Source organism: Serratia sp. BW106 (assembly GCF_002607755.1).
Taxonomy (GTDB): Bacteria; Pseudomonadota; Gammaproteobacteria; order Enterobacterales; family Enterobacteriaceae; genus Serratia; species Serratia proteamaculans.
Window position 1 is genome coordinate 12854 of the sequence record NZ_MCGS01000015.1, and the last position, 19431, is coordinate 32284.

The 19431-nt window shown below is 56.4% G+C and carries 20 protein-coding genes; 9 read left to right on the plus strand and 11 right to left on the minus strand.

Annotation, left to right across the window (positions count from 1 at the left end):
- The first annotated feature begins 151 nt into the window (after nt 1-151).
- Together uvrA and BEI65_RS12265 are read left to right on the plus strand one after the other, a co-directional pair.
- Entirely contained in the window at nt 152-2983 is a 2832-nt protein-coding gene (uvrA, locus tag BEI65_RS12260; protein WP_099063581.1) for an excinuclease ABC subunit UvrA, read from the plus strand.
- A gap of 222 nt (nt 2984-3205) precedes the next feature.
- Nucleotides 3206-4258: an NAD(P)-dependent alcohol dehydrogenase gene (locus BEI65_RS12265; protein WP_099063616.1), complete on the plus strand. Its 1053-nt coding sequence runs from the start codon at nt 3206-3208 to the stop codon at nt 4256-4258.
- A gap of 33 nt (nt 4259-4291) precedes the next feature.
- Here the strand turns inward: BEI65_RS12265 and maa are convergent, their stop codons facing one another.
- From maa to BEI65_RS12290, 5 genes are all read right to left on the minus strand, one after another.
- Nucleotides 4292-4849: a maltose O-acetyltransferase gene (gene maa, locus BEI65_RS12270; protein ID WP_099063582.1), complete on the minus strand. Its 558-nt coding sequence runs from the start codon at nt 4847-4849 to the stop codon at nt 4292-4294.
- Nucleotides 4850-5015: 166 nt separating this feature from the next.
- Nucleotides 5016-5369 (minus strand): MmcQ/YjbR family DNA-binding protein, encoded by a 354-nt coding sequence (locus tag BEI65_RS12275; protein ID WP_012147137.1) that lies wholly within the window; start codon nt 5367-5369, stop codon nt 5016-5018.
- Nucleotides 5370-5373: 4 nt separating this feature from the next.
- Entirely contained in the window at nt 5374-5790 is a 417-nt protein-coding gene (locus BEI65_RS12280) for a secondary thiamine-phosphate synthase enzyme YjbQ (RefSeq protein ID WP_017894193.1), read from the minus strand.
- A 135-nt stretch (nt 5791-5925) separates the two neighbouring features.
- Complete coding sequence (locus BEI65_RS12285) at nt 5926-7119, minus strand: amino acid aminotransferase (RefSeq protein WP_099063583.1); 1194 nt, start codon at nt 7117-7119, stop codon at nt 5926-5928.
- Between the two features lie 81 nt (nt 7120-7200).
- Nucleotides 7201-7668 carry an Lrp/AsnC family transcriptional regulator gene (locus BEI65_RS12290; RefSeq protein WP_099063584.1) on the minus strand — a complete coding sequence of 156 codons (468 nt, stop codon included), beginning with the start codon at nt 7666-7668 and terminating at the stop codon, nt 7201-7203.
- Nucleotides 7669-7882: 214 nt separating this feature from the next.
- Here BEI65_RS12290 and BEI65_RS12295 point away from each other — a divergent pair, with 214 nt between their 5' ends.
- A complete protein-coding gene (locus tag BEI65_RS12295; protein ID WP_099063585.1) occupies nt 7883-8650 on the plus strand; it encodes a transporter substrate-binding domain-containing protein in 768 nt (255 codons plus the stop codon).
- 42 nt (nt 8651-8692) lie between these two features.
- Here the strand turns inward: BEI65_RS12295 and alr are convergent, their stop codons facing one another.
- Together alr and dnaB are read right to left on the minus strand one after the other, a co-directional pair.
- On the minus strand, nt 8693-9772 hold the full coding sequence (gene alr / locus BEI65_RS12300) for an alanine racemase (protein ID WP_099063586.1): 1080 nt from the start codon (nt 9770-9772) through the stop codon (nt 8693-8695).
- Between the two features lie 17 nt (nt 9773-9789).
- On the minus strand, nt 9790-11214 hold the full coding sequence (dnaB, locus tag BEI65_RS12305; RefSeq protein ID WP_085119722.1) for a replicative DNA helicase: 1425 nt from the start codon (nt 11212-11214) through the stop codon (nt 9790-9792).
- A 179-nt stretch (nt 11215-11393) separates the two neighbouring features.
- Here dnaB and BEI65_RS12310 point away from each other — a divergent pair, with 179 nt between their 5' ends.
- Both BEI65_RS12310 and BEI65_RS12315 read left to right on the plus strand, forming a co-directional pair.
- Nucleotides 11394-12383 carry a quinone oxidoreductase gene (locus tag BEI65_RS12310; protein ID WP_099063587.1) on the plus strand — a complete coding sequence of 330 codons (990 nt, stop codon included), beginning with the start codon at nt 11394-11396 and terminating at the stop codon, nt 12381-12383.
- Between the two features lie 118 nt (nt 12384-12501).
- On the plus strand, nt 12502-12933 hold the full coding sequence (locus BEI65_RS12315) for a lysozyme inhibitor LprI family protein (protein WP_099063588.1): 432 nt from the start codon (nt 12502-12504) through the stop codon (nt 12931-12933).
- A gap of 314 nt (nt 12934-13247) precedes the next feature.
- Here the strand turns inward: BEI65_RS12315 and pspG are convergent, their stop codons facing one another.
- Nucleotides 13248-13466: an envelope stress response protein PspG gene (gene pspG / locus BEI65_RS12320; RefSeq protein WP_099063589.1), complete on the minus strand. Its 219-nt coding sequence runs from the start codon at nt 13464-13466 to the stop codon at nt 13248-13250.
- A gap of 158 nt (nt 13467-13624) precedes the next feature.
- Nucleotides 13625-14638 (minus strand): tRNA dihydrouridine(20/20a) synthase DusA, encoded by a 1014-nt coding sequence (dusA, locus tag BEI65_RS12325; protein ID WP_099063590.1) that lies wholly within the window; start codon nt 14636-14638, stop codon nt 13625-13627.
- 205 nt (nt 14639-14843) lie between these two features.
- Between dusA and BEI65_RS12330 the strand changes: the two genes are divergently transcribed.
- From BEI65_RS12330 to zur, 4 genes are all read left to right on the plus strand, one after another.
- On the plus strand, nt 14844-15377 hold the full coding sequence (locus BEI65_RS12330) for a tetratricopeptide repeat protein (protein WP_099063591.1): 534 nt from the start codon (nt 14844-14846) through the stop codon (nt 15375-15377).
- Between the two features lie 37 nt (nt 15378-15414).
- Nucleotides 15415-15915 (plus strand): RNA polymerase sigma factor, encoded by a 501-nt coding sequence (locus BEI65_RS12335; RefSeq protein ID WP_198404438.1) that lies wholly within the window; start codon nt 15415-15417, stop codon nt 15913-15915.
- Nucleotides 15912-16670, plus strand: a complete 759-nt coding sequence (locus BEI65_RS12340) for an anti-sigma factor (RefSeq protein WP_099063592.1) — start codon at nt 15912-15914, stop codon at nt 16668-16670. Before BEI65_RS12335 ends, BEI65_RS12340 begins: the two co-directional genes overlap by 4 nt.
- A gap of 173 nt (nt 16671-16843) precedes the next feature.
- Nucleotides 16844-17356 carry a zinc uptake transcriptional repressor Zur gene (gene zur, locus BEI65_RS12345; RefSeq protein ID WP_012147151.1) on the plus strand — a complete coding sequence of 171 codons (513 nt, stop codon included), beginning with the start codon at nt 16844-16846 and terminating at the stop codon, nt 17354-17356.
- A gap of 108 nt (nt 17357-17464) precedes the next feature.
- On the opposite strand, the gene BEI65_RS12350 is transcribed toward zur, so the two are convergent.
- Both BEI65_RS12350 and dinF read right to left on the minus strand, forming a co-directional pair.
- Nucleotides 17465-17674: a CsbD family protein gene (locus tag BEI65_RS12350; RefSeq protein WP_012147152.1), complete on the minus strand. Its 210-nt coding sequence runs from the start codon at nt 17672-17674 to the stop codon at nt 17465-17467.
- Nucleotides 17675-17977: 303 nt separating this feature from the next.
- Nucleotides 17978-19324 (minus strand): MATE family efflux transporter DinF, encoded by a 1347-nt coding sequence (gene dinF, locus BEI65_RS12355; RefSeq protein ID WP_099063593.1) that lies wholly within the window; start codon nt 19322-19324, stop codon nt 17978-17980.
- Nucleotides 19325-19431 lie beyond the last annotated feature (107 nt).

Genomic DNA, 19431 nt, shown 5'->3' on the forward strand with positions numbered 1-19431 from the left:
TTGCATTCGTGTACTGGATATTCATTCAGGTTTTTTTGTGTCATAATTATGCGTTTCGTACTGGCTGTGCCGGTTTTTTGCGTGTTTGATCACAAAATCGCCCGTAAATCACCCAGACAGGCGCGGTGTATCATCAAGACGGGAAGTGTAAATGGACAATATCGAAGTTCGTGGTGCTCGAACCCATAATCTCAAAAACATCAACCTGATTATCCCGCGTGACAAGCTGATCGTCGTCACCGGTTTGTCCGGTTCAGGCAAGTCCTCGCTGGCCTTTGATACTCTGTATGCCGAAGGGCAGCGTCGCTACGTCGAGTCGCTCTCCGCCTATGCACGCCAGTTCCTTTCGCTGATGGAAAAACCGGATGTCGACCACATTGAAGGTCTGTCACCGGCAATCTCCATTGAGCAGAAATCGACCTCACATAACCCGCGATCCACGGTCGGTACCATCACCGAGATCCACGATTATCTGCGCCTGCTGTTTGCCCGCGTCGGTGAGCCACGCTGCCCGGAGCACCATGTGCCGCTGGCGGCGCAAACCGTCAGCCAGATGGTGGACAACGTGCTCAACCAGCCGGAAGGCAAACGCCTGATGCTGCTGGCCCCGGTGGTGAAAGACCGCAAGGGTGAGCACACCAAAACGCTGGAAAACCTGGCGACCCAGGGCTACATCCGTGCGCGTATCGACGGCGAAGTCTGCGATCTTTCCGATCCGCCAAAGCTGGAACTGCAGAAGAAGCACACCATCGAAGTGGTGGTCGATCGTTTCAAGGTCCGTGACGATCTGTCACAGCGCCTGGCGGAGTCCTTTGAGACTGCGCTGGAGCTGTCCGGCGGCACTGCGGTAGTGGCTGATATGGACGATACAAAAGCCGATGAGCTGCTGTTCTCCGCCAACTTTGCCTGTCCCATCTGCGGCTACAGCATGCGCGAACTGGAGCCACGGCTGTTCTCGTTCAACAACCCGGCCGGTGCCTGTCCGACCTGTGACGGCCTGGGGGTACAGCAGTTCTTCGATCCGGAGCGGGTGGTACAGAACCCCGAGCTTTCGCTGGCCGGCGGCGCGATCCGCGGCTGGGATCGCCGTAATTTCTATTACTTCCAGATGCTGCGTTCACTGGCAGAGCATTACGCATTCGACGTCGAAGCGCCGTTCAACAGCCTGGATGCCAACGTGCAGAAAGCGGTGCTGAGCGGCTCCGGCAAAGAAACCATCGAATTCAAATACATCAACGATCGCGGTGACACCACCGTGCGCCGCCATCCGTTCGAAGGCGTGCTGCACAACATGGAGCGCCGCTATAAAGAGACCGAATCGAGCGCGGTGCGTGAAGAGCTGGCGAAGTTTATCAGCAACCGTCCTTGCGCCTCGTGCCACGGCACCCGCCTGCGTGAAGAAGCGCGTAACGTGTTCGTTGAAGACACCACGCTGCCGGAAATCTCCGATCTGAGCATCGGCCACGCCATGACCTTCTTCCAGAACATGAAGCTCAGCGGCCAACGCGCCCAGATTGCCGAGAAAGTGTTGAAGGAAATTGGCGATCGCCTGAAGTTCCTGGTGAACGTCGGCCTGAACTACCTGTCACTGTCACGCTCGGCGGAAACCCTGTCCGGCGGTGAAGCGCAGCGCATCCGTCTGGCCAGCCAGATTGGTGCCGGCCTGGTGGGCGTGATGTACGTCCTGGATGAGCCGTCGATCGGCCTGCATCAGCGCGACAACGAGCGCCTGCTGGAAACGCTGATCCATCTGCGCAACCTCGGTAACACGGTGATCGTGGTAGAGCATGACGAAGACGCCATCCGCGCCGCCGATCACGTGATCGACATCGGCCCCGGTGCCGGTGTACACGGCGGCCAGGTGGTGGCAGAAGGCACCGTCGAAGACATCATGGCGCAGCCGGAGTCACTGACCGGCCAGTTCCTCAGCGGCAAACGCGAGATTGCCATTCCTGAGCAGCGCGTGCCGGCCGATCCGACCAAAGTGCTGAAAGTGAGCGGTGCGCGTGGCAACAATCTGAAAGACGTGACGCTGACGCTGCCGGTGGGGCTGTTTACCTGCATTACCGGGGTTTCCGGCTCGGGCAAGTCAACGCTGATCAACGACACGCTGTTCCCGATCGCGCAGCGCCAGCTCAACGGTGCCACCCTTGCCGAACCGGCCCCGTTCCGCGAAGTGACCGGCCTGGAGCATTTCGACAAGGTGATCGACATCGATCAAAGCCCGATCGGTCGTACTCCGCGATCTAACCCGGCGACCTACACCGGTATCTTCACCCCGGTGCGTGAACTGTTCGCCGGCGTACCCGAGTCGCGCAGCCGCGGCTACAACCCGGGCCGTTTCAGCTTTAACGTTAAGGGCGGCCGCTGCGAAGCCTGCCAGGGCGACGGTGTGATCAAGGTGGAAATGCACTTCCTGCCAGACATCTACGTGCCGTGCGACCAGTGCAAAGGCAAACGCTATAACCGTGAAACGCTGGAAGTGAAATACAAAGGCAAAAGCATTCACGAAGTGCTGGAGATGACCATCGAGGAAGCACGCGAATTCTTCGACGCAGTCCCGGCGTTGGCGCGCAAGCTGCAAACCTTGATGGAAGTCGGCCTGTCGTACATCCGTCTCGGCCAGTCGGCGACCACGCTGTCCGGCGGTGAGGCGCAGCGCGTCAAACTGGCCCGTGAGCTGTCAAAACGCGGGACCGGCCAAACGCTGTATATCCTGGATGAACCGACCACCGGTCTGCACTTCGCCGATATCCAGCAACTGCTGGCGGTGCTGCATCAACTGCGCGATCAGGGCAATACCATCGTGGTGATTGAGCACAACCTGGACGTGATTAAAACCGCGGACTGGATTGTCGACCTGGGGCCGGAAGGCGGCAGCGGCGGCGGCGAGATCCTGGTTGCCGGTACGCCGGAAACCGTGGCCAACTGTGAAGCTTCGCATACCGCACGCTTCCTCAAGCCGTTACTGAAGAAGAAATAATCCCTGCCCGGCGGGCCGTTCCTGTGACGGCCCGCGCTATTCCCTGTTTCGCTCAAATTGAACAGAAACAGGCAAGATTTAGACATTTTCAGGCATTTCCCTCCCCGCTCGCAGCTTTTATCATCAATGTTCCCTCTGTGGCCACCTGCTGTATTCAGGCCGCGTCTCACCGGCATCCTGCTGCCGGAAGCCATGCCCTACCCACTGATGACTGGAGTGACCATGAACATTACGCACGCCTATGCCGCGCACGACGCCAAGTCCGCGCTGGTTCCTTTTGATTACACGCCGCGCGTCCTGCGCGACCACGATGTACAAATCAACGTTCTGTTCTGTGGCGTTTGCCATTCTGACTTGCACCAGGCCCGCAACGAATGGAGCAACACGATTTTCCCGGTGGTGCCCGGCCACGAAATTGTTGGCCGCGTGAGCGCCGTCGGCAACCATGTTTCACGTTATCAGGTCGGCGATTTGGTCGGCGTGGGTTGCATGGTGGATTCCTGCCGTAGCTGTCCGAGCTGTGAAGAAGGGCTGGAGCAATACTGTGAAAACGGCTTTACCGGCACCTATAACGGTCAGGATCGGCAAACCGGCGCCATCACCTACGGTGGCTATTCAACCGCGATGGTGGTGGATCAGGACTTTGTACTGCGGGTGCCGGAAAATCTCGATCCGGCCGGTGTAGCACCGCTGCTGTGCGCCGGTATCACCACTTACTCCCCGTTGCGCCAGTGGGGTGCCGGTCCCGGTAAAAAGGTCGGCATCGTGGGTCTCGGCGGGCTGGGGCATATGGGCGTCAAATTGGCCCGGGCGATGGGCGCACATGTGGTGCTGTTCACTACCTCTCAGTCCAAAGTGGAGGACGCCAAGCGCCTCGGAGCCCACGAAGTGGTGATCTCCCGCAACCCGGAAGAGATGGCGCAGCACACCAACAGCTTCGACTTTATTCTTAACACGGTGGCCGCCCAGCACGATCTGAACCCGTTCCTTAACCTGCTGCATCGCGACGGCACCCTGACGCTGGTCGGTGCGCCGGAACACGACCATCCATCACCGCAGGTGTTTAACCTGATTATGAAGCGCCGCCGCATCGCCGGTTCGCTGATCGGCGGTATTGCAGAAACCCAGGAGATGCTGGATTTCTGTGGTCAACACGGCATTACCTCAGACATCGAACTGATCCCGATGCAGCAGATCAACCAGGCCTACGAGCGGATGCTGAAAAGCGACGTAAAATACCGTTTCGTGGTGGATATCAACTCGCTGCGAGCCTAAGTCCCCGGGCGCCAGCACGGCGCCCGATTTTTCTTACAGCTGTTTAATCACCCGTGCCGGGTTACCACCGACCACGCAGTTGGCCGGAACGTCTTTAGTGACCACCGCACCGGATGCCACCACCACGTTATCCCCCAGAGTCACGCCCGGATTAATCACCGCCCGGCCGCCAATCCACACGTTATCGCCAATGTGCACCGGTTTGCCGAACTCCGCCCCGCCAACGCGGGTTTCCGCATCCAGCGGATGGGTAGCGGTATAGATATGCACTCCCGGTGCCAGCATGCAGTTATCACCGATATGCACTTCACACACGTCGAGGATCACGCAGTCAAAATTGGCGTAGAAGTTTTTACCCAGGAAAATGTTGTAGCCGTAATCGCAGCGGAACGTCGGCTCTATAGTTCCTCCCTGATACCGGCCCAGTAGCTCGGCCAACCCCTGTTTACGCAGGTCAGTCTCGTCCGGGGAAGAATGGTTGTAATGGTGTACCAACTGGCGTGCTCGTTTGCGCTCGCTGCGCAGTAACTCGTCACCGGCGTCATACAGCTTACCGGCAATCATCTTGCGTTTCTCTTCACTCATGGCCATCTGACGGCATCCTTTGGTCTGGTGGTTTATCGAGTATAAAAGCCTAGCCGTTTCCGGCAGACAATCAACGGGGAACGTTCCCATTATCGAGTCGCGATCACAATTTGGCCGACAAAAGAAAGGATGAGTCATGGGAAAAGGCAGGCGACACGCCTGCCCTCAATGCTTAAGCGCGCAGTTCCTGGCGCACGTGATCAGGTAACCCTTCAAGCACCAGCTGATATGAACTGTCGATCAGGGTGTAAAACTGCGAGTTGGGCAGGTTGCCGTCGAGAAACACCGTATTCCAGTGCGCTTTGTTCAGCCGCTCGCAGGCGACAATCTCCGGATGGTGTTCCCGCAGGCTTTCCGCCAGTTCCGGACTGGATTTTACCGCCAGCGCCGGTCGCCCTTGCACCTCGCACACCATGGCGAACATCACGTCGCCGACCTTGATCTGACTGGCCTGCCATTGGTTCTGGTCGCTCTGTTCCGCGCCCGGCTTCGCCATGCAGTATTCCAGCAGTGCTGTGTTATTCATTGGGTTATTCCCCCTGTAACGTGGCCACAACACGGCGTGAACCGCCGTGAATGCGGTGCTCCCCCAGCCAAATTCCCTGCCATGTGCCCAGCATCAGTCGCCCGTGACCGACAGGCAGCGTCAAGGACGTGCCCAACAGAGAGGATTTGATGTGTGCCGGCATGTCGTCCGGCCCTTCATAGTCGTGCTGATAGGGTGCGTTCTCTGGCACCTGACGCAAGAAATGCTGCTCCATGTCGGCTCGCACCGTAGGATCGCAGTTCTCGTTCAGCGTCAGCGAGGCCGAGGTATGTTGCAACAACAGATGCAACAGGCCAGTTTGCAGGCGGTGTAAGTGGGTTAGCTGGTCGGTAATCTCTTCGGTAACCAGATGAAAACCACGCGCTTTTGCGCTGAGGATTAGCGTTTGCTGATGCCACATGAGTGAGCGCCCCTCAATCAGTATATTCTCTATCCAGTTTGCGGCAACTCCGGCGGCAAACCGACAACAAAAAAGGGAGCGATATCGCTATCGCTCCCTTCGCATTACGATGAACGTTAATTCACCCTAACAATATTACTGCACTGCGGCAAACGCCTCGGCCACCTGGTGCACGTTGTTATGGTTCAGGCCGGCCATACAAACACGACCGCTGTGGATCAGGTACACGCCGAACTCTTCACGCAGGCGATCAACCTGTGCCGCGCTGAAGCCGGTGTAGCTGAACATGCCGCGCTGTTCCAACAGGTAACCGAAGTTACGCTGTGGCAGAGCAACTTTCAGCGCTTCCACCAGCGTTTTGCGCATCTCAAGGATACGGGTGCGCATGGTTTCCACTTCTGCCAGCCACTGGGCTTTCAGTTGCGTATCGTTCAGCACCTTCGCCACCACCTGCGCACCGAAGTTCGGCGGGCTGGAATAGTTGCGACGTACCGTGGCCTTCAGTTGGCCCAGTACGCGCCCGGCCGCCTCTTCGCTTTCGCAAACCACCGACAGGCCGCCAACGCGTTCGCCATACAGCGAGAAGATTTTCGAGAACGAATTGCTCACCAGGCATGGCAGACCGGCTGCGGCGATAGAGCGAATGGCATAAGCATCTTCATGAATGCCGCCGCCAAAGCCCTGATAGGCGATATCGAGGAACGGGATCAGCTCACGTTGGGCGATCACCTTGACCACTTCATCCCACTGAGCATTGGACAAGTCAGAACCGGTCGGGTTATGGCAACACGGGTGCAGCAGCGCGATGCTGTGCTTCGGCAGTTGTTTCAACGCGCTCAGCATGGCGTCAAACTTCACGCCCAGGCTTTCACTGTCGAAGTACGGATAGGTGTTCACCTTGAAGCCGGCACCGCCAAAGATGGCGATGTGGTTTTCCCAGGTCGGATCGCTGACCCACACCTGCGAATCCGGGAAGTAGCTTTTCAGGAAGTCGGCACCGACTTTCAGCGCGCCAGAACCGCCCACGGTCTGAATGGTGGCGATGCGGCCTTGTTGCAACATCGGGTGCTCGGCACCGAACAACAAGTGCTGAATGGCAGTACGGTAAGGCAGCAGGCCTTCCATCGGCAGGTAGACTGACGCGCCGTGATCCACGCTATTCAGCTGCGCTTCCGCTGCGGCCACCGCTTTCATCTGCGGGATAATGCCCTGCTCATCATAGTAAAGGCCGATACTCAGGTTAACCTTGTGCGCACGGGGGTCTTTTTTGAATTTTTCCATCAGCGACAGGATCGGATCACCTGCATAGGCATCAACGTTCTGGAACACGGGTTGTTCTCCTGGATTATTGTGGGTCGGGCACAGCGTTATGTTCCTAATATAGACGGAAAACGGCGATCGGTTTTAGCTTTATCTCGCCACCGGCAGCAAACCATTTTCCTTGATTCGATTGAGCACCACCGCCGTTTTGATATGCGCCACGCTTTTGTGCCGCGAGAGCGTCTGGCTGATCAGGTCATCCAGCGCCGGCAGGTCTGCCACCGCCACCTTCAGCAGATAATCGGCATCGCCGGTAGTTTTATAGGCGTCAAGAATAGCGTCCACTTCTTCCAGCATCTGGTGGAAACTGTCGATCTGCTCCTGGCCGTGTTGGGTCAGGCTGACTTCTATCAGCCCCACCAGCCCCAGCCCAACGGCTTCCGGTGCCAGCCGTGCATGATAGCCGCGGATCAGCTGCGCCTGCTCCAGGCTGATGCGCCGCCGGGAACACTGGGAAGCCGACAGCCCCACCAGATCGCTCAGTTCCTGATTGGTCAGGCGACCATTGGCCTGTAACAGCGTCAGGATTTTCATATCAAAATCGTCAATGTTGTACATAGCCACCTGTAAACTGTGTTAATAAATGTTGACGTTACAGCCTATCAGTTTTTTGACTGTGGATACCCTTCCCCCGCCGAGGTTGTGAAGCGCACAGCAGCAATGCCGAACGTTTCCACCTGCTAATGGCATAAAAAGTGGGTAACTCGCGCAAGTCAGCAACAATGAACGGCTAAAGCGCGCATAAAACCACGAATGTATAAAAAGGACGCCGATGAAAAAGTTATTACCTCTCGCACTGCTGATAGCCGCCGGGAGCGCCAGCGCCCAATCGCACCTGGATAAGGTGATACAACAAGGCGCACTGGAAGTGTGCACCACCGGTGATTACAAGCCCTACACCTTCCTGAAAGAAGACGGCAGCTATGAAGGCATTGATATCGACATGGCGGAATCGCTGGCCAAGAGTCTGGGAGCCAAGGTGAAATGGGTGAAAACCAGTTGGAAAACCCTGACGCCGGATTTTGTTGCCGGTAAATGCGACATTGCCATGGGCGGTATTTCCGTCACGCTACAGCGGCAAAGGCAGGTGTTCTTCGCCGACATGCTGGATACCGACGGCAAGATCCCGCTGGTGCGCTGCACCGACGTGAAGAAATACCGCACCATCGACCAGATCAATAAACCCTCCGTGCGCCTGCTGGAGCCGGCGGGTGGTACCAATGAAGCCTTCGTGCATGCCTATCTGCCCAAAGCCAAGCTGACATTGACCCATGATAACGTGGGGATTTTCCAGCAGTTGGTCGACAAGAAAGCCGATGTGATGATCACCGACGCCTCCGAGGCGCTGTATCAGCAAAAACGTTATCCAAAGCTGTGCGCGGTTAATCCCAAAAAACCGATGCAGTACGGCGAGAAGGCCTACATGCTGCCGCGTGATGATTTGAGCTGGAAACTCTATGTGGATCAGTGGCTGCACCTGTCCAAAGCGACCGGTGAGTATCAGAGCATTATCGATCGGTGGTTGGCGGTAAAGAAGTAACGCGTTAATGATTGGGACCGGCAGGCGCCGGCCCCTCACAGACTATTCGCCGATGTATTCCATCGACACACGCTGCGTCAGTTTGGTAATCAGTTCATAAGCGCTGATGCCGGTGCAGTCGGCAATACGTTCAACCGGCAACGCCTGGCCCCACAGCACCACTTCATCGCCGACCTTGTCGGTAGCATCCGGCCCGAGATCGACCGACATCATGTCCATCGACACTCGACCCACGATCGGCACTTCACGGCCGTTAAGCCATACCGGTGTCCCCGTAGGTGCACTGCGCGGGTAGCCGTCACCGTAACCCATGGCCACCACGCCCAAACGCGTATCGCCTGCGCTGATCCAGGTGCCGCCGTAGCCCACCGACTCACCGGCCTTGTGCTCGCGCACCGCGATCAGGTTGGATTTAAGCGTCATGGCCGGTTGCAGGTCGTACTGACAGCCTTTGGACCCTTCCATCGGCGAGACGCCATACAGGATAATGCCTGGACGTACCCATTCATTGTGCGCATCCGGCCACAACAGGGTTCCCCCGGAGGCGGCGATCGAACGCTGCCCCGGTTTACCGGCGGCAAAGCTTTCAAAACACTGCATTTGTTTCAGCGTAGTATCAGACTCAGGTTCATCGGCGCGACTGAAGTGACTCATGATATTAACCGGCTGCACCACGTTACGGCAGGCGCTCAGACGTTGGTAGAACGCCTCGGCCTGTTCCGGACGCACGCCCAGGCGATGCATGCCGGTATCCAGCTTCATCCACACCGGTACCGGCCGCGCCAGCGTAGCCTGTTCCAGCGCTTCAAGCTGTTCAATGCTGTGTACCGCGGTTTCGATATTATTGGCTACCAATACCGGCAGATCTTCGGCGGAGAAAAAACCTTCCAGCATCAGGATCGGTTTGACGATGCCGCCGGAGCGCAGCATCAGCGCCTCGCCAATGCGCGCCACGCCGTAGCAGTCGGCGTCTTGCAGGGTGTGCGCTGTTTCCAGCAGGCCATGTCCATAAGCGTTTGCTTTCACAACGGCAATCAGGCGACTTTGTGGCGCCTGACGGCGCACCTGTTGCAGATTATGTCGCAGAGCGCGGCGGTCGATTACAGCGGTTGCCGCTTTCATTTCACTTCCTTAGCTGATTATTCGTCATCATATTGTGGTCCCGCGTAGTTATCGAAACGCGACCACTGGCCGTTAAAGGTCAGGCGTACGGAACCGATTGGACCGTTACGTTGCTTACCCAGAATAATTTCGGCAATCCCTTTCAGATCGCTGTTCTCGTGATAAACCTCATCACGGTAGATGAACATAATCAGGTCGGCATCCTGCTCGATGGAACCGGACTCACGCAGGTCGGAGTTGACCGGGCGCTTGTCGGCACGCTGCTCCAGGCTTCGGTTCAACTGCGACAGCGCCACCACCGGCACCTGCAGTTCTTTCGCCAGTGCCTTCAGCGAGCGAGAGATTTCGGCGATTTCCAGCGTACGGTTGTCGGACAAGGACGGTACGCGCATCAGCTGCAGGTAGTCGATCATGATCAGGCTCAGACCGTCATGCTCGCGGAAAATACGCCGCGCACGGGAGCGAACTTCGGTTGGCGTCAGGCCAGAGGAGTCATCAATGTACATATTGCGCTTCTCCAGCAGGATACCCATGGTGCTGGAAATGCGCGCCCAGTCCTCGTCATCAAGCTGGCCGGTACGGATGCGCGTTTGGTCTACGCGCGACAGCGACGCCAGCATACGCATCATGATCTGGTTGCCTGGCATCTCGAGGCTGAAGATCAGCACCGGTTTTTCCTGCGTCATCGCGGCGTGTTCACACAGGTTCATGGCGAAGGTGGTTTTACCCATCGAAGGACGGGCGGCGACGATGATCAGATCCGATTTCTGCAAACCGGCGGTTTTCTTATTGAGATCCTGGTAGCCGGTATCTACCCCGGTGACACCGTCGTGCGGCTGCTGATACAGCTGTTCGATACGCGCAACGGTATCTTCCAGGATGCGCTCGATGCCTTTCGGGCCTTCATCTTTACTGGCGCGGTTTTCCGCGATTTGGAACACCCGGGATTCGGCCAGATCGAGCAGATCTTCACTGCTGCGGCCCTGCGGATCGTAACCCGCATCGGCGATCTCATTAGCCACTGAGATCATTTCACGCACTACCGCACGTTCACGTACGATATCTGCATAAGCACCGATGTTGGCAGCACTTGGGGTGTTTTTCGATAATTCAGCCAGGTAAGCGAAACCGCCGACGGAATCCAGTTCTCCCCGCTGTTCCAATGATTCGGACAGGGTGATCAGATCGATCGGTCGACTCATTTCCAGCAGGCGCTGCATCTCGGTAAAGATCAGGCGGTGCGGGCGACTGAAGAAATCGTTGGAGACTACGCGTTCCGACACGTTGTCCCAGCGTTCGTTATCCAGCATCAAACCGCCCAACACGGACTGTTCCGCCTCCAGCGAATGTGGCGGCATCTTCAGCCCTTCCATCTGGCGATCTCGTGGGCGATCTCTGGCTTCGTCTGCGTTTGTTCTGTTGGTTGGTTTTTTTCCTGCCATGAAACGTATTCTTTATCCGGTGGCGAAGGGAGGATCCTGACGCGAGAGTATACGTGATTTTTATCTGTGATTCCTGCGCATAACCGATGCAAAAAAGGTATCAATCCGCAACAGGGCAAACTGGATCGTCGATGCTAAAACGCGTAGGGTGAAATCAGACTCCCACACGAGGTAATGAAATGGCAAAGCGCATCCAATTCTCCGCCACCGGCGGCCCGGAAGTATTGCAATACGTTGATTTTACCCCCGTAGACCCGGCAGCCGGTGAGGTACAGGTCGAGAACAAGGCGATCGGCATCAACTATATCGACACCTACGTCCGCAGCGGTCTGTACCCGCCCGCCAAGCTACCGAGTGGGTTGGGCACCGAAGCGGCCGGGGTGGTGATCAAGGTCGGTACCGGCATCAGCGCGGTGAAACCGGGTGACCGGGTGGTATATGCCCAATCATCGCTTGGCGCTTACAGCGAAGTCCACAATGTTGCGGTAGAAAAGGTGGCGCTGTTACCGCATAACCTGAGTTTTGAGCAGGGGGCGGCGTCCTTCCTTAAAGGGTTGACGGTGCATTATTTGCTGCGCCAGACCCATGAGGTACAGCCGGGCGAAGTGTTCCTGTTCCATGCCGCCGCGGGCGGTGTCGGGCTGATTGCCTGCCAGTGGGCCAAAGCGCTTGGGGCCAAACTGATCGGCAGCGTCGGCTCCGACGAAAAGGCGGAACTGGCAAAACACGCCGGCGCCTGGGCAACCATCAATTACCATAAGGAAGATATCGCCCAACGCGTGGCTGAACTGACACAGGGCGAGAAAGTCGGCGTAGTGTACGACTCGGTAGGCCAAAGTACCTGGCAGGCCTCACTCAACAGCCTGAAGCGTCGTGGCTTGATGGTCAGCTTCGGTAATGCCTCCGGCCCGGTCACCGGCGTCGATCTGGCGCTGCTTAACCAAAAAGGCTCGCTGTACGTCACCCGCCCTTCGCTTAACGGCTACATTACCAACCGGGCGGAGCTGCAGTATGCCAGCAATGAGCTATTTTCGTTGATTGGCAGCGGGGCTATCAAGGTCGACGTGAAGGAAGAGCAAAAGTTTGCACTGGCCGACGCGCAACGTGCCCATCAGGTGCTGGAAAGCCGTAACACCAGCGGTTCAAGCCTGCTGATCCCCGGCCGCTAAGACAAATATCCTTACAAAACGAAGGCAGTATAAAGTGCTGCGCAGCATCGAATAATTACCGCAAATGGAATATGATCCTCTGGCATTTAATGTTGATCAATAAGGAAATAAATCATAAATGAAACTGAAAATGCTGACCGCAGCACTGGTTTTCGCCGCAGCTCCTGCTTTACTCTCCACAGCGCAGGCCGCCAGCCAGAACACCGAGAAAAACGCGTTGATGAAGTATCACTATTCCGCGGTTTATACGCAGTGTATGGACCAACAGGGTGGCAACACGCCTGGTGCAGCAGCCTGTATTGAAGCGGAATTAAAGCTTTGGGACACTCGCTTGAACAAATCCTACAAGGAATCTCTCAAGTTTAAAGCCGCACCAAAAGCCTGGCGTCAGGCGCAACGCGACTGGCTGAAGTTCAAAGACAGTCAGTGTATGGCATTGGTCGCGGCACCCCATGGTTCCGGCGATATGCTGGATTCTGCCATGTGTGAGCTGAATATGACCCTGGAACGCACGCTGCAGCTTGAAAGTGATACCTGGCCGGCAGCCTGATATCTCGGGATGGTGACCAATAGAAAAAGGCTCCTTACGGAGCCCTTTCTATTACTGCGTTTGTAGGGGTAGAGCAGAGTCCGCCAGAGACAGGGGGTTGCTTGAGCAACACTCGTATTGGGTATTATTGTCTCTTGCGGTGATGAAATCGGTCGCATCGCTGCATCGACAAACATGCTAACAGCCCGGAAACGCAAAAAACACGGCTAATACGCCGCATTAGCATTTAAAACACCAAGCTGTGATCGCTGCCGCATTCAGAGCAAGTCTGTTGCGTGGATTTCAGCGTGACCGACTGATTGTTCGACAAAAAATTAGTAGCGGCGTATTTGCGGTTTCTGCATCGAACGGTAGATCCAAACGACCACCACCGCCAAAATCAGCCACGGCAACAGCTTAATCATCATCGCAAACAGGCCGCCGATCAGCATAAACGCGGCTGCCACCAATAACGCGGCGAACACACCCAGCAGCGAAATCCCGGTCACCATCAGCATGACGACAAAACCGACCAGAAAGAAGAGTTCCAACATGATTTTGCTCCTTCGCAAAACAAAGTATCTGCTGAGCTATTACAAGAAGCGTGCCAAAACTGCGTAAAAACTAAGTGATTGAAATTAAAAAAAAGGCACATCACATAACGCGACATGCCTGGTCAAAACAACTAACTTTTAGTCAGATTTTATCTCTGTTATGCCATCTCGGTACGCGGTAAGCGCACCAGGTCCAGTGCCTGCTCAACCACCCGGGCATCGGCCCCTGGCTTGTGGGCATTTTCGCTCAAATGTCGGCGCCACTGGCGCGCTCCCGGGATCCCCTGGAACAGGCCCAGAATATGACGGGTAATATGGCCCAAATAAGTGCCGTTCGACAGTTCACGTTCGATGTAAGGGTACAGCGACTCAATAATCGCCACGCTGTCCATCACGTCGGTCTGGCGGCCAAACAGTTCGCTGTCGACCCGCGCCAGAATACCTGGGTTCTGATAGGCTTCGCGCCCCATCATCACACCGTCCAGGTGCTGCAGGTGCTCCTTCGCCTCTTCCAGCGTTTTTACCCCGCCATTTATGGCCAGAGTCAACGTTGGAAAATCACGTTTAAGCTGATAGACGCGCGGATAGTCGAGCGGCGGCACTTCGCGGTTCTCTTTCGGACTCAGGCCAGACAGCCAGGCCTTGCGCGCATGAATGGTGAACATGTCGCACTCGCCACGCCCGGCCACGGTGGCAATAAAATCACACAGGAACTCGTAGCTGTCCTGGTCGTCGATGCCGATTCGGGTTTTTACCGTCACCGGGATCGACACCACGTCACGCATCGCCTTGATGCAATCGGCAACCAGCGTTGCCTGCCCCATCAGACAGGCACCGAACATGCCATTCTGCACCCGATCGGACGGACAACCGACGTTGAGGTTAATCTCGTCGTAGCCGCGTTGCTCGGCCAGTTTGGCACAGTGTGCCAGGGCGGCCGGATCGCTGCCGCCCAATTGCAGCGCCACCGGATGTTCTTCTTCGCTGTAGGCCAGATAGTCGCCCTTGCCGTGGATAATCGCGCCGGTGGTCACCATCTCGGTGTACAGCAGCGTTTCCTTGGTCAGCAGGCGATGGAAGTAACGGCAATGACGATCGGTCCAGTCGAGCATCGGCGCGATGGAGAAACGATTGGCGGCGTATTTTGGGGCGTTGTTGTCTGTCGTCGTCATGCTGGGCTACTGGCTACCTGATTCTGTCTGGTTTCAACGAACGGCATGCTGCCGCAAACGGCTATTATAACGACAATCGGCGGCATTGGGAAAACCGTCGTGTCGTGCGGCTAAAAAAGAACCCTAAAAAACGAATAAAAAAGCCCTGTCGGGTGTTCACTCGACAGGGGTGCAGCTCAGCACCCTTCCCAATGAGGAAACAACCATGAACAGTTTCGTGAAACGCCTGCTGTTGCCTGTGATTGCCGGTTCTTTGCTGTTTTCCGGGGCGGCCCTGGCGATGGGCGGTGACAGTAGCGGCCAGACCACGCCTACCTGCCCGAAAGGCCAGATATACGACACAAAAACCAAGACCTGCATGGTGGAAAAAAGCAGCATGATCGACGACAACGATCGGGCGAACTATGCCTATGCGCTGGCAAAAAGCGGTCGTTACCAGGAAGCGCTCGATATGCTCAATACCCTGAAGGATCCCAACACCGCCGTAGCGCTCAACTACCGGGGTTACGCTACCCGCAAGCTCGGCCGCACCGATGAAGGGATCGGCTACTATTTAAAATCAGTGGCGCTGGATCCGAAATACCCAAAAGTCCGTGAATATCTGGGCGAAGCCTATATGGTCAAGGGCCGTCAGGACCTGGCGAAAGAACAACTGAAGGTGATCCAATCGCTGTGTGGCACGGGCTGCGAAGAGTACCGCGATCTGGCTGCGGCCATCGATAACCACCCAGAATCATGATCTAGCCGAACCGGAGGCAAACATCAGTAGCGACGCGATCCGCAACGAAATCGGCCAGTATCTATCCCGCCTGTGGCGCTACGGCCTGGTGCTTTCCCACCGGCGGGATGTTGCCGACGATTTGGTGCAGGCCACCTGTGTGCGGGCGCTGGAGCGCGCCGCACAGTTTGCCGTGGGGACGCGTATGGACCGCTGGCTGTTTGCCATCCTTCACTCCATCTGGCTTAACGAGATCCGCGCCCAGCATATCCGCCAGGGGCAAGGTTTTGTCGACGTCGATGAACTGACCGGGGTAGAAAATAGCGAGGATCCGATTTGGGCTAATGAGGTGATGCAACGCGTGAACCGGCTGCCGGAAGCGCAGCGGAACACGCTGTTTCTGGTGTACGTGGAAGAGCTTTCCTACCGTGAGGCCGCCGAGGTGCTTGGCGTTCCCATTGGCACCATCATGAGCCGTCTGGCGGCGGCACGCCTGAGATTGGCAAACGACAGCGTGCTGCAAAGCCGCTCACCGCAGGCAAAAGGAGAACAATCATGAGTTCAACCTACAGCGCGGATGAACTGTTGGTCGCCTATCTGGATAATCAACTGGATCCACAACAGCGCCAGCTTCTGGAACAGCGCCTGGGCGGCGAACCGGCACTGGCCGAGCGTTTATCGTTACTGGCACGCAGCAACCTGCCCTTTAAGCAGGCATTTGATCCTTTGCTTGATGAAGCGCCGGTACAACGGCTGCGGGCCGAAGGCCCCCTTACTGCCCCTGCAATGCAGCATGGTGTCAGCCGGCGTGGCCTGATAGCCGCCGCCGTCGGTTTTTTAGCACTGGGCATCGCAGGCGATCGCGCCTATTTACAGCTCAGCCAGCCAGAAGAGAACTGGCGCGGTTTGGTCGCCCAGTATATGGCGCTATACACACCTGAAACGCTGGCAGGCTACGATGACACGGCAACGCAGATCGCCCATCAGTTACAACAAACCGGCGAGCGACTGGGTATCGCCCTCTCGGCACCGAAATTGATACTGAGCGGCGCCGAGTTGAAAAACGCCCGCGTGTTGGCTTACGACGATCGGCGTATCGCTCAATTGACCTGGCAGGATGCGCAGTATGGTGCGCTGGCATTGTGCATCATTCAGCAATCGGGCAAACCGCTGCCCGCAGAGAGCGAGCGCCGCCAGGGCATGAACGTAGTCTACTGGGCCGATGGCCGTCATGGCTTTATGCTGATTGGCCATAATCCCGCGCCGGACCTGGCCGCATTGGCGGGTCGCTTGCAACACTCACTCGCCAGCTAAGGATTGACTGCCTCCGACTTCAGCCGCCAAGTGTGAACATCATCGCAATCCAGGCTGGCGGCAGGCGGTAAACCAGTCGATTAGTGCGCCATATCAGAGGAAAAGGGGCCGACTCTCGGCGATTCGGCTGAAGCATGGTAAAATCGGCTTTTTTACGTACCGGGAAATTTGCCATGAACTCAAGCACCCAGGAAAAGCTGCTGGCGCAGGCTGAACAACTCTGTCAGCAACGCAATGTGCGACTGACACCGCAGCGGCTGGAAGTGTTACGCCTGATGGCACAGCAGCCCGGTGCCATCAGCGCTTACGACCTGCTCGATCTGCTGCGCGTCGCCGAACCCCAGGCCAAACCGCCAACGGTGTACCGTGCGCTGGATTTCCTGCTGGAACAGGGGTTCATTCATCGGGTTGAGTCAGCCAACAGCTACGTGCTGTGCCATCACTTTGAACAGCCGACGCATACTTCCGCGCTGTTTATCTGCGATCGCTGTGGTCAGGTGACCGAACGGACGACCGAAGGGGTCGAAGAGACGCTGCAAAAACTGGCGAAAGAGTCTGGTTTTGTCCTGCGTCACAACGTCGTGGAGGCCCATGGCCTGTGTGCGGGTTGCGTTGAGGTAGAAGCCTGTGACAGCAAGCATGACTGTGGCGAACACGATCACAGCATTGCCATCAAGAAGAAATAGGTTGGTTTTTCAGGTACCTCCCTGTACCTGCGGCCATAGCGTCAAGGGGATAAAAACGCCAGGCCTTTAAAAGTAGCCTGTGGCCGCAATCCACTGCGGCCCATCGCGTTACCAGCGATACTTGTTATGGTCTTCCCAGGATTTCACTTCTTTCTCGGCCGCCTCTTTCTGGTAGCCGTAACGTTCCTGAATTTTACCGACAAGCTGTTCGCGTTTCCCTTCAATGACCGTCAGATCGTCATCGGTCAGCTTGCCCCATTGTTCCTTCACTTTCCCTTTAAACTGCTTCCAGTTACCGTCGGCTTGATCTTTGTTCATAACCTCTCCGTTACCTGTGATTAGTCAGTTTTAAAAACTCGTCGCTGGGCTTAACTGAGTAATAATTTTGGTCAATCGACCAGAACAAATGGAATGCTTATTCCCATTCATTCCGCCAGCCACATGATTAACTATAGCCACAGATAGCGATAAAAAGGAAAAAGTCAGGATAAAAATTCGCCAAATAAATATAATTCAGTAAAAACCCCGAAAGAACAGCAAGTAAGCGGAAACAATTTGGCTCAAGAAAATGTAACTTAATATGAACAAAAAACATAAATAAAATTAATGTTTAAATGCTTTTTATCGTGCCGAATCCGCTGCAAACCAGGTCCCATCCACTCTGTGGCGATGCCAAATCCAACCGAGTGCGATGCCACGCAGTGAAAGAAATACCGCCAGCGCCAGCCATAGCCCATGATTGCCCAGTACCGGTAGGGTAAACAGCGTCAGGCCATAACCAGCCGCCGCCACTGCCATGCTATTACGCATTTCTGCGCCGCGGGTGGCACCAATAAACATGCCGTCCAGCAAATAGCACCATACCCCCACCAATGGCAGCACCACCTGCCACGGCAAATAGTGGTTCGCCAGTGCGCGCAGCTCCGGTAAAGAGGTCAACGCCGCAATAATTTGTTGGCCGGCCACGGCATAGAGCAGGCCAAAGCCCAACGCCACCAGACAGGCCTGCCGGCAAGCCGCACGCCATACTTTACGCAGTTGGCTATCGTCACGAGCCCCATAGGCATGGCCCGAATGTGCTTCCACCGCGTAGGCAAAACCGTCGAGCGCGTAAGCCGTAAAGGTCAGCAAATTCATCAGTACCGCATTTACTGCGACCACCTCGCCGCCAAGCCGGGCACCGAAAATAGTCAGCGAGGCAAAACACAGTTGCAGCAACAATGAACGCAGCATAATGTCGCGATTCAATGCCAGCAGACGCCGCAGATTACCGCGCCAGGCCTGACGCAGCATCGGCACAGAAATACCGCGTATGCGCATCACTCGCCAGGATAGCCCTAACCCCAGCAGCAACGTGGCATATTCAGAGATGGCAGTCGCCGTCGCTGCACCCTGCACGTTCCAGCCCAGCCCCATCACCAGCCAGATATCCAATACGATATTCAGCAGATTGCCGACAATCAGCAGGATCACCGGCGCACGCACGTATTGCACGCCAAGCAGCCAACCCAGGATCACCATATTGGCCAGCGCCGCCGGGGCACTTAGCCAGCGGATCTCGAGGAATAACCGAGCCTGCTCCAGCACCGCCCCGTCACCACCGACGATTTTTAGCGCCAACTCAATCAGCGGATAGCGCAGCAGTACAATGGCCACCCCGGCCAACACGGCCAGCAGCAAGGGTTGCATAAAGGCACGCGCCAGCCCCTGCGGATTTTGCGCCCCCAGCGCCTGTGCGGTCAGTCCGGTGGTACTCATACGCAGGAACAACAGCAGCATAAACAGGAAACTGGTCGCCATGGAGCCCACCGCTACACCGCCCAAATAGGTCGGGCTATCGAGGTGGCCGATCACCGCAGTATCCACCAGCCCAAGCAATGGCACGGTGATATTGGAGAAAATCATGGGCAGCGCAAGGCGCCATAGGGCTTTATCGGTATCGCTGGTGAAGGCAGAAAGCAGGCGCATAGTGAAATGTTCCCGTGGCAGTGCGGTTTTAATCAGTCAGAAATGACATCGCCCCAGAGCTGGGGCGACTTAAATCAGAGGACGGTGTTCGAGCGTGGGGATTAAAC

Bases quoted from the DNA above. Each gene is read 5' to 3' on its own strand.
- uvrA (WP_099063581.1), top strand. From the start codon at position 152: ATGGACAATATCGAAGTTCGTGGTGCTCGAACCCATAATCTCAAAAAC.
- BEI65_RS12265 (WP_099063616.1), top strand. From the start codon at position 3,206: ATGAACATTACGCACGCCTATGCCGCGCACGACGCCAAGTCCGCGCTG.
- maa (WP_099063582.1), bottom strand. From the start codon at position 4,849: ATGGCCATGAGTGAAGAGAAACGCAAGATGATTGCCGGTAAGCTGTAT.
- BEI65_RS12275 (WP_012147137.1), bottom strand. From the start codon at position 5,369: ATGAATAACACAGCACTGCTGGAATACTGCATGGCGAAGCCGGGCGCG.
- BEI65_RS12280 (WP_017894193.1), bottom strand. From the start codon at position 5,790: ATGTGGCATCAGCAAACGCTAATCCTCAGCGCAAAAGCGCGTGGTTTT.
- BEI65_RS12290 (WP_099063584.1), bottom strand. From the start codon at position 7,668: ATGTACAACATTGACGATTTTGATATGAAAATCCTGACGCTGTTACAG.
- BEI65_RS12295 (WP_099063585.1), top strand. From the start codon at position 7,883: ATGAAAAAGTTATTACCTCTCGCACTGCTGATAGCCGCCGGGAGCGCC.
- alr (WP_099063586.1), bottom strand. From the start codon at position 9,772: ATGAAAGCGGCAACCGCTGTAATCGACCGCCGCGCTCTGCGACATAAT.
- dnaB (WP_085119722.1), bottom strand. From the start codon at position 11,214: ATGGCAGGAAAAAAACCAACCAACAGAACAAACGCAGACGAAGCCAGA.
- BEI65_RS12310 (WP_099063587.1), top strand. From the start codon at position 11,394: ATGGCAAAGCGCATCCAATTCTCCGCCACCGGCGGCCCGGAAGTATTG.
- BEI65_RS12315 (WP_099063588.1), top strand. From the start codon at position 12,502: ATGAAACTGAAAATGCTGACCGCAGCACTGGTTTTCGCCGCAGCTCCT.
- pspG (WP_099063589.1), bottom strand. From the start codon at position 13,466: ATGTTGGAACTCTTCTTTCTGGTCGGTTTTGTCGTCATGCTGATGGTG.
- dusA (WP_099063590.1), bottom strand. From the start codon at position 14,638: ATGACGACGACAGACAACAACGCCCCAAAATACGCCGCCAATCGTTTC.
- BEI65_RS12330 (WP_099063591.1), top strand. From the start codon at position 14,844: ATGAACAGTTTCGTGAAACGCCTGCTGTTGCCTGTGATTGCCGGTTCT.
- BEI65_RS12340 (WP_099063592.1), top strand. From the start codon at position 15,912: ATGAGTTCAACCTACAGCGCGGATGAACTGTTGGTCGCCTATCTGGAT.
- zur (WP_012147151.1), top strand. From the start codon at position 16,844: ATGAACTCAAGCACCCAGGAAAAGCTGCTGGCGCAGGCTGAACAACTC.
- BEI65_RS12350 (WP_012147152.1), bottom strand. From the start codon at position 17,674: ATGAACAAAGATCAAGCCGACGGTAACTGGAAGCAGTTTAAAGGGAAA.
- dinF (WP_099063593.1), bottom strand. From the start codon at position 19,324: ATGCGCCTGCTTTCTGCCTTCACCAGCGATACCGATAAAGCCCTATGG.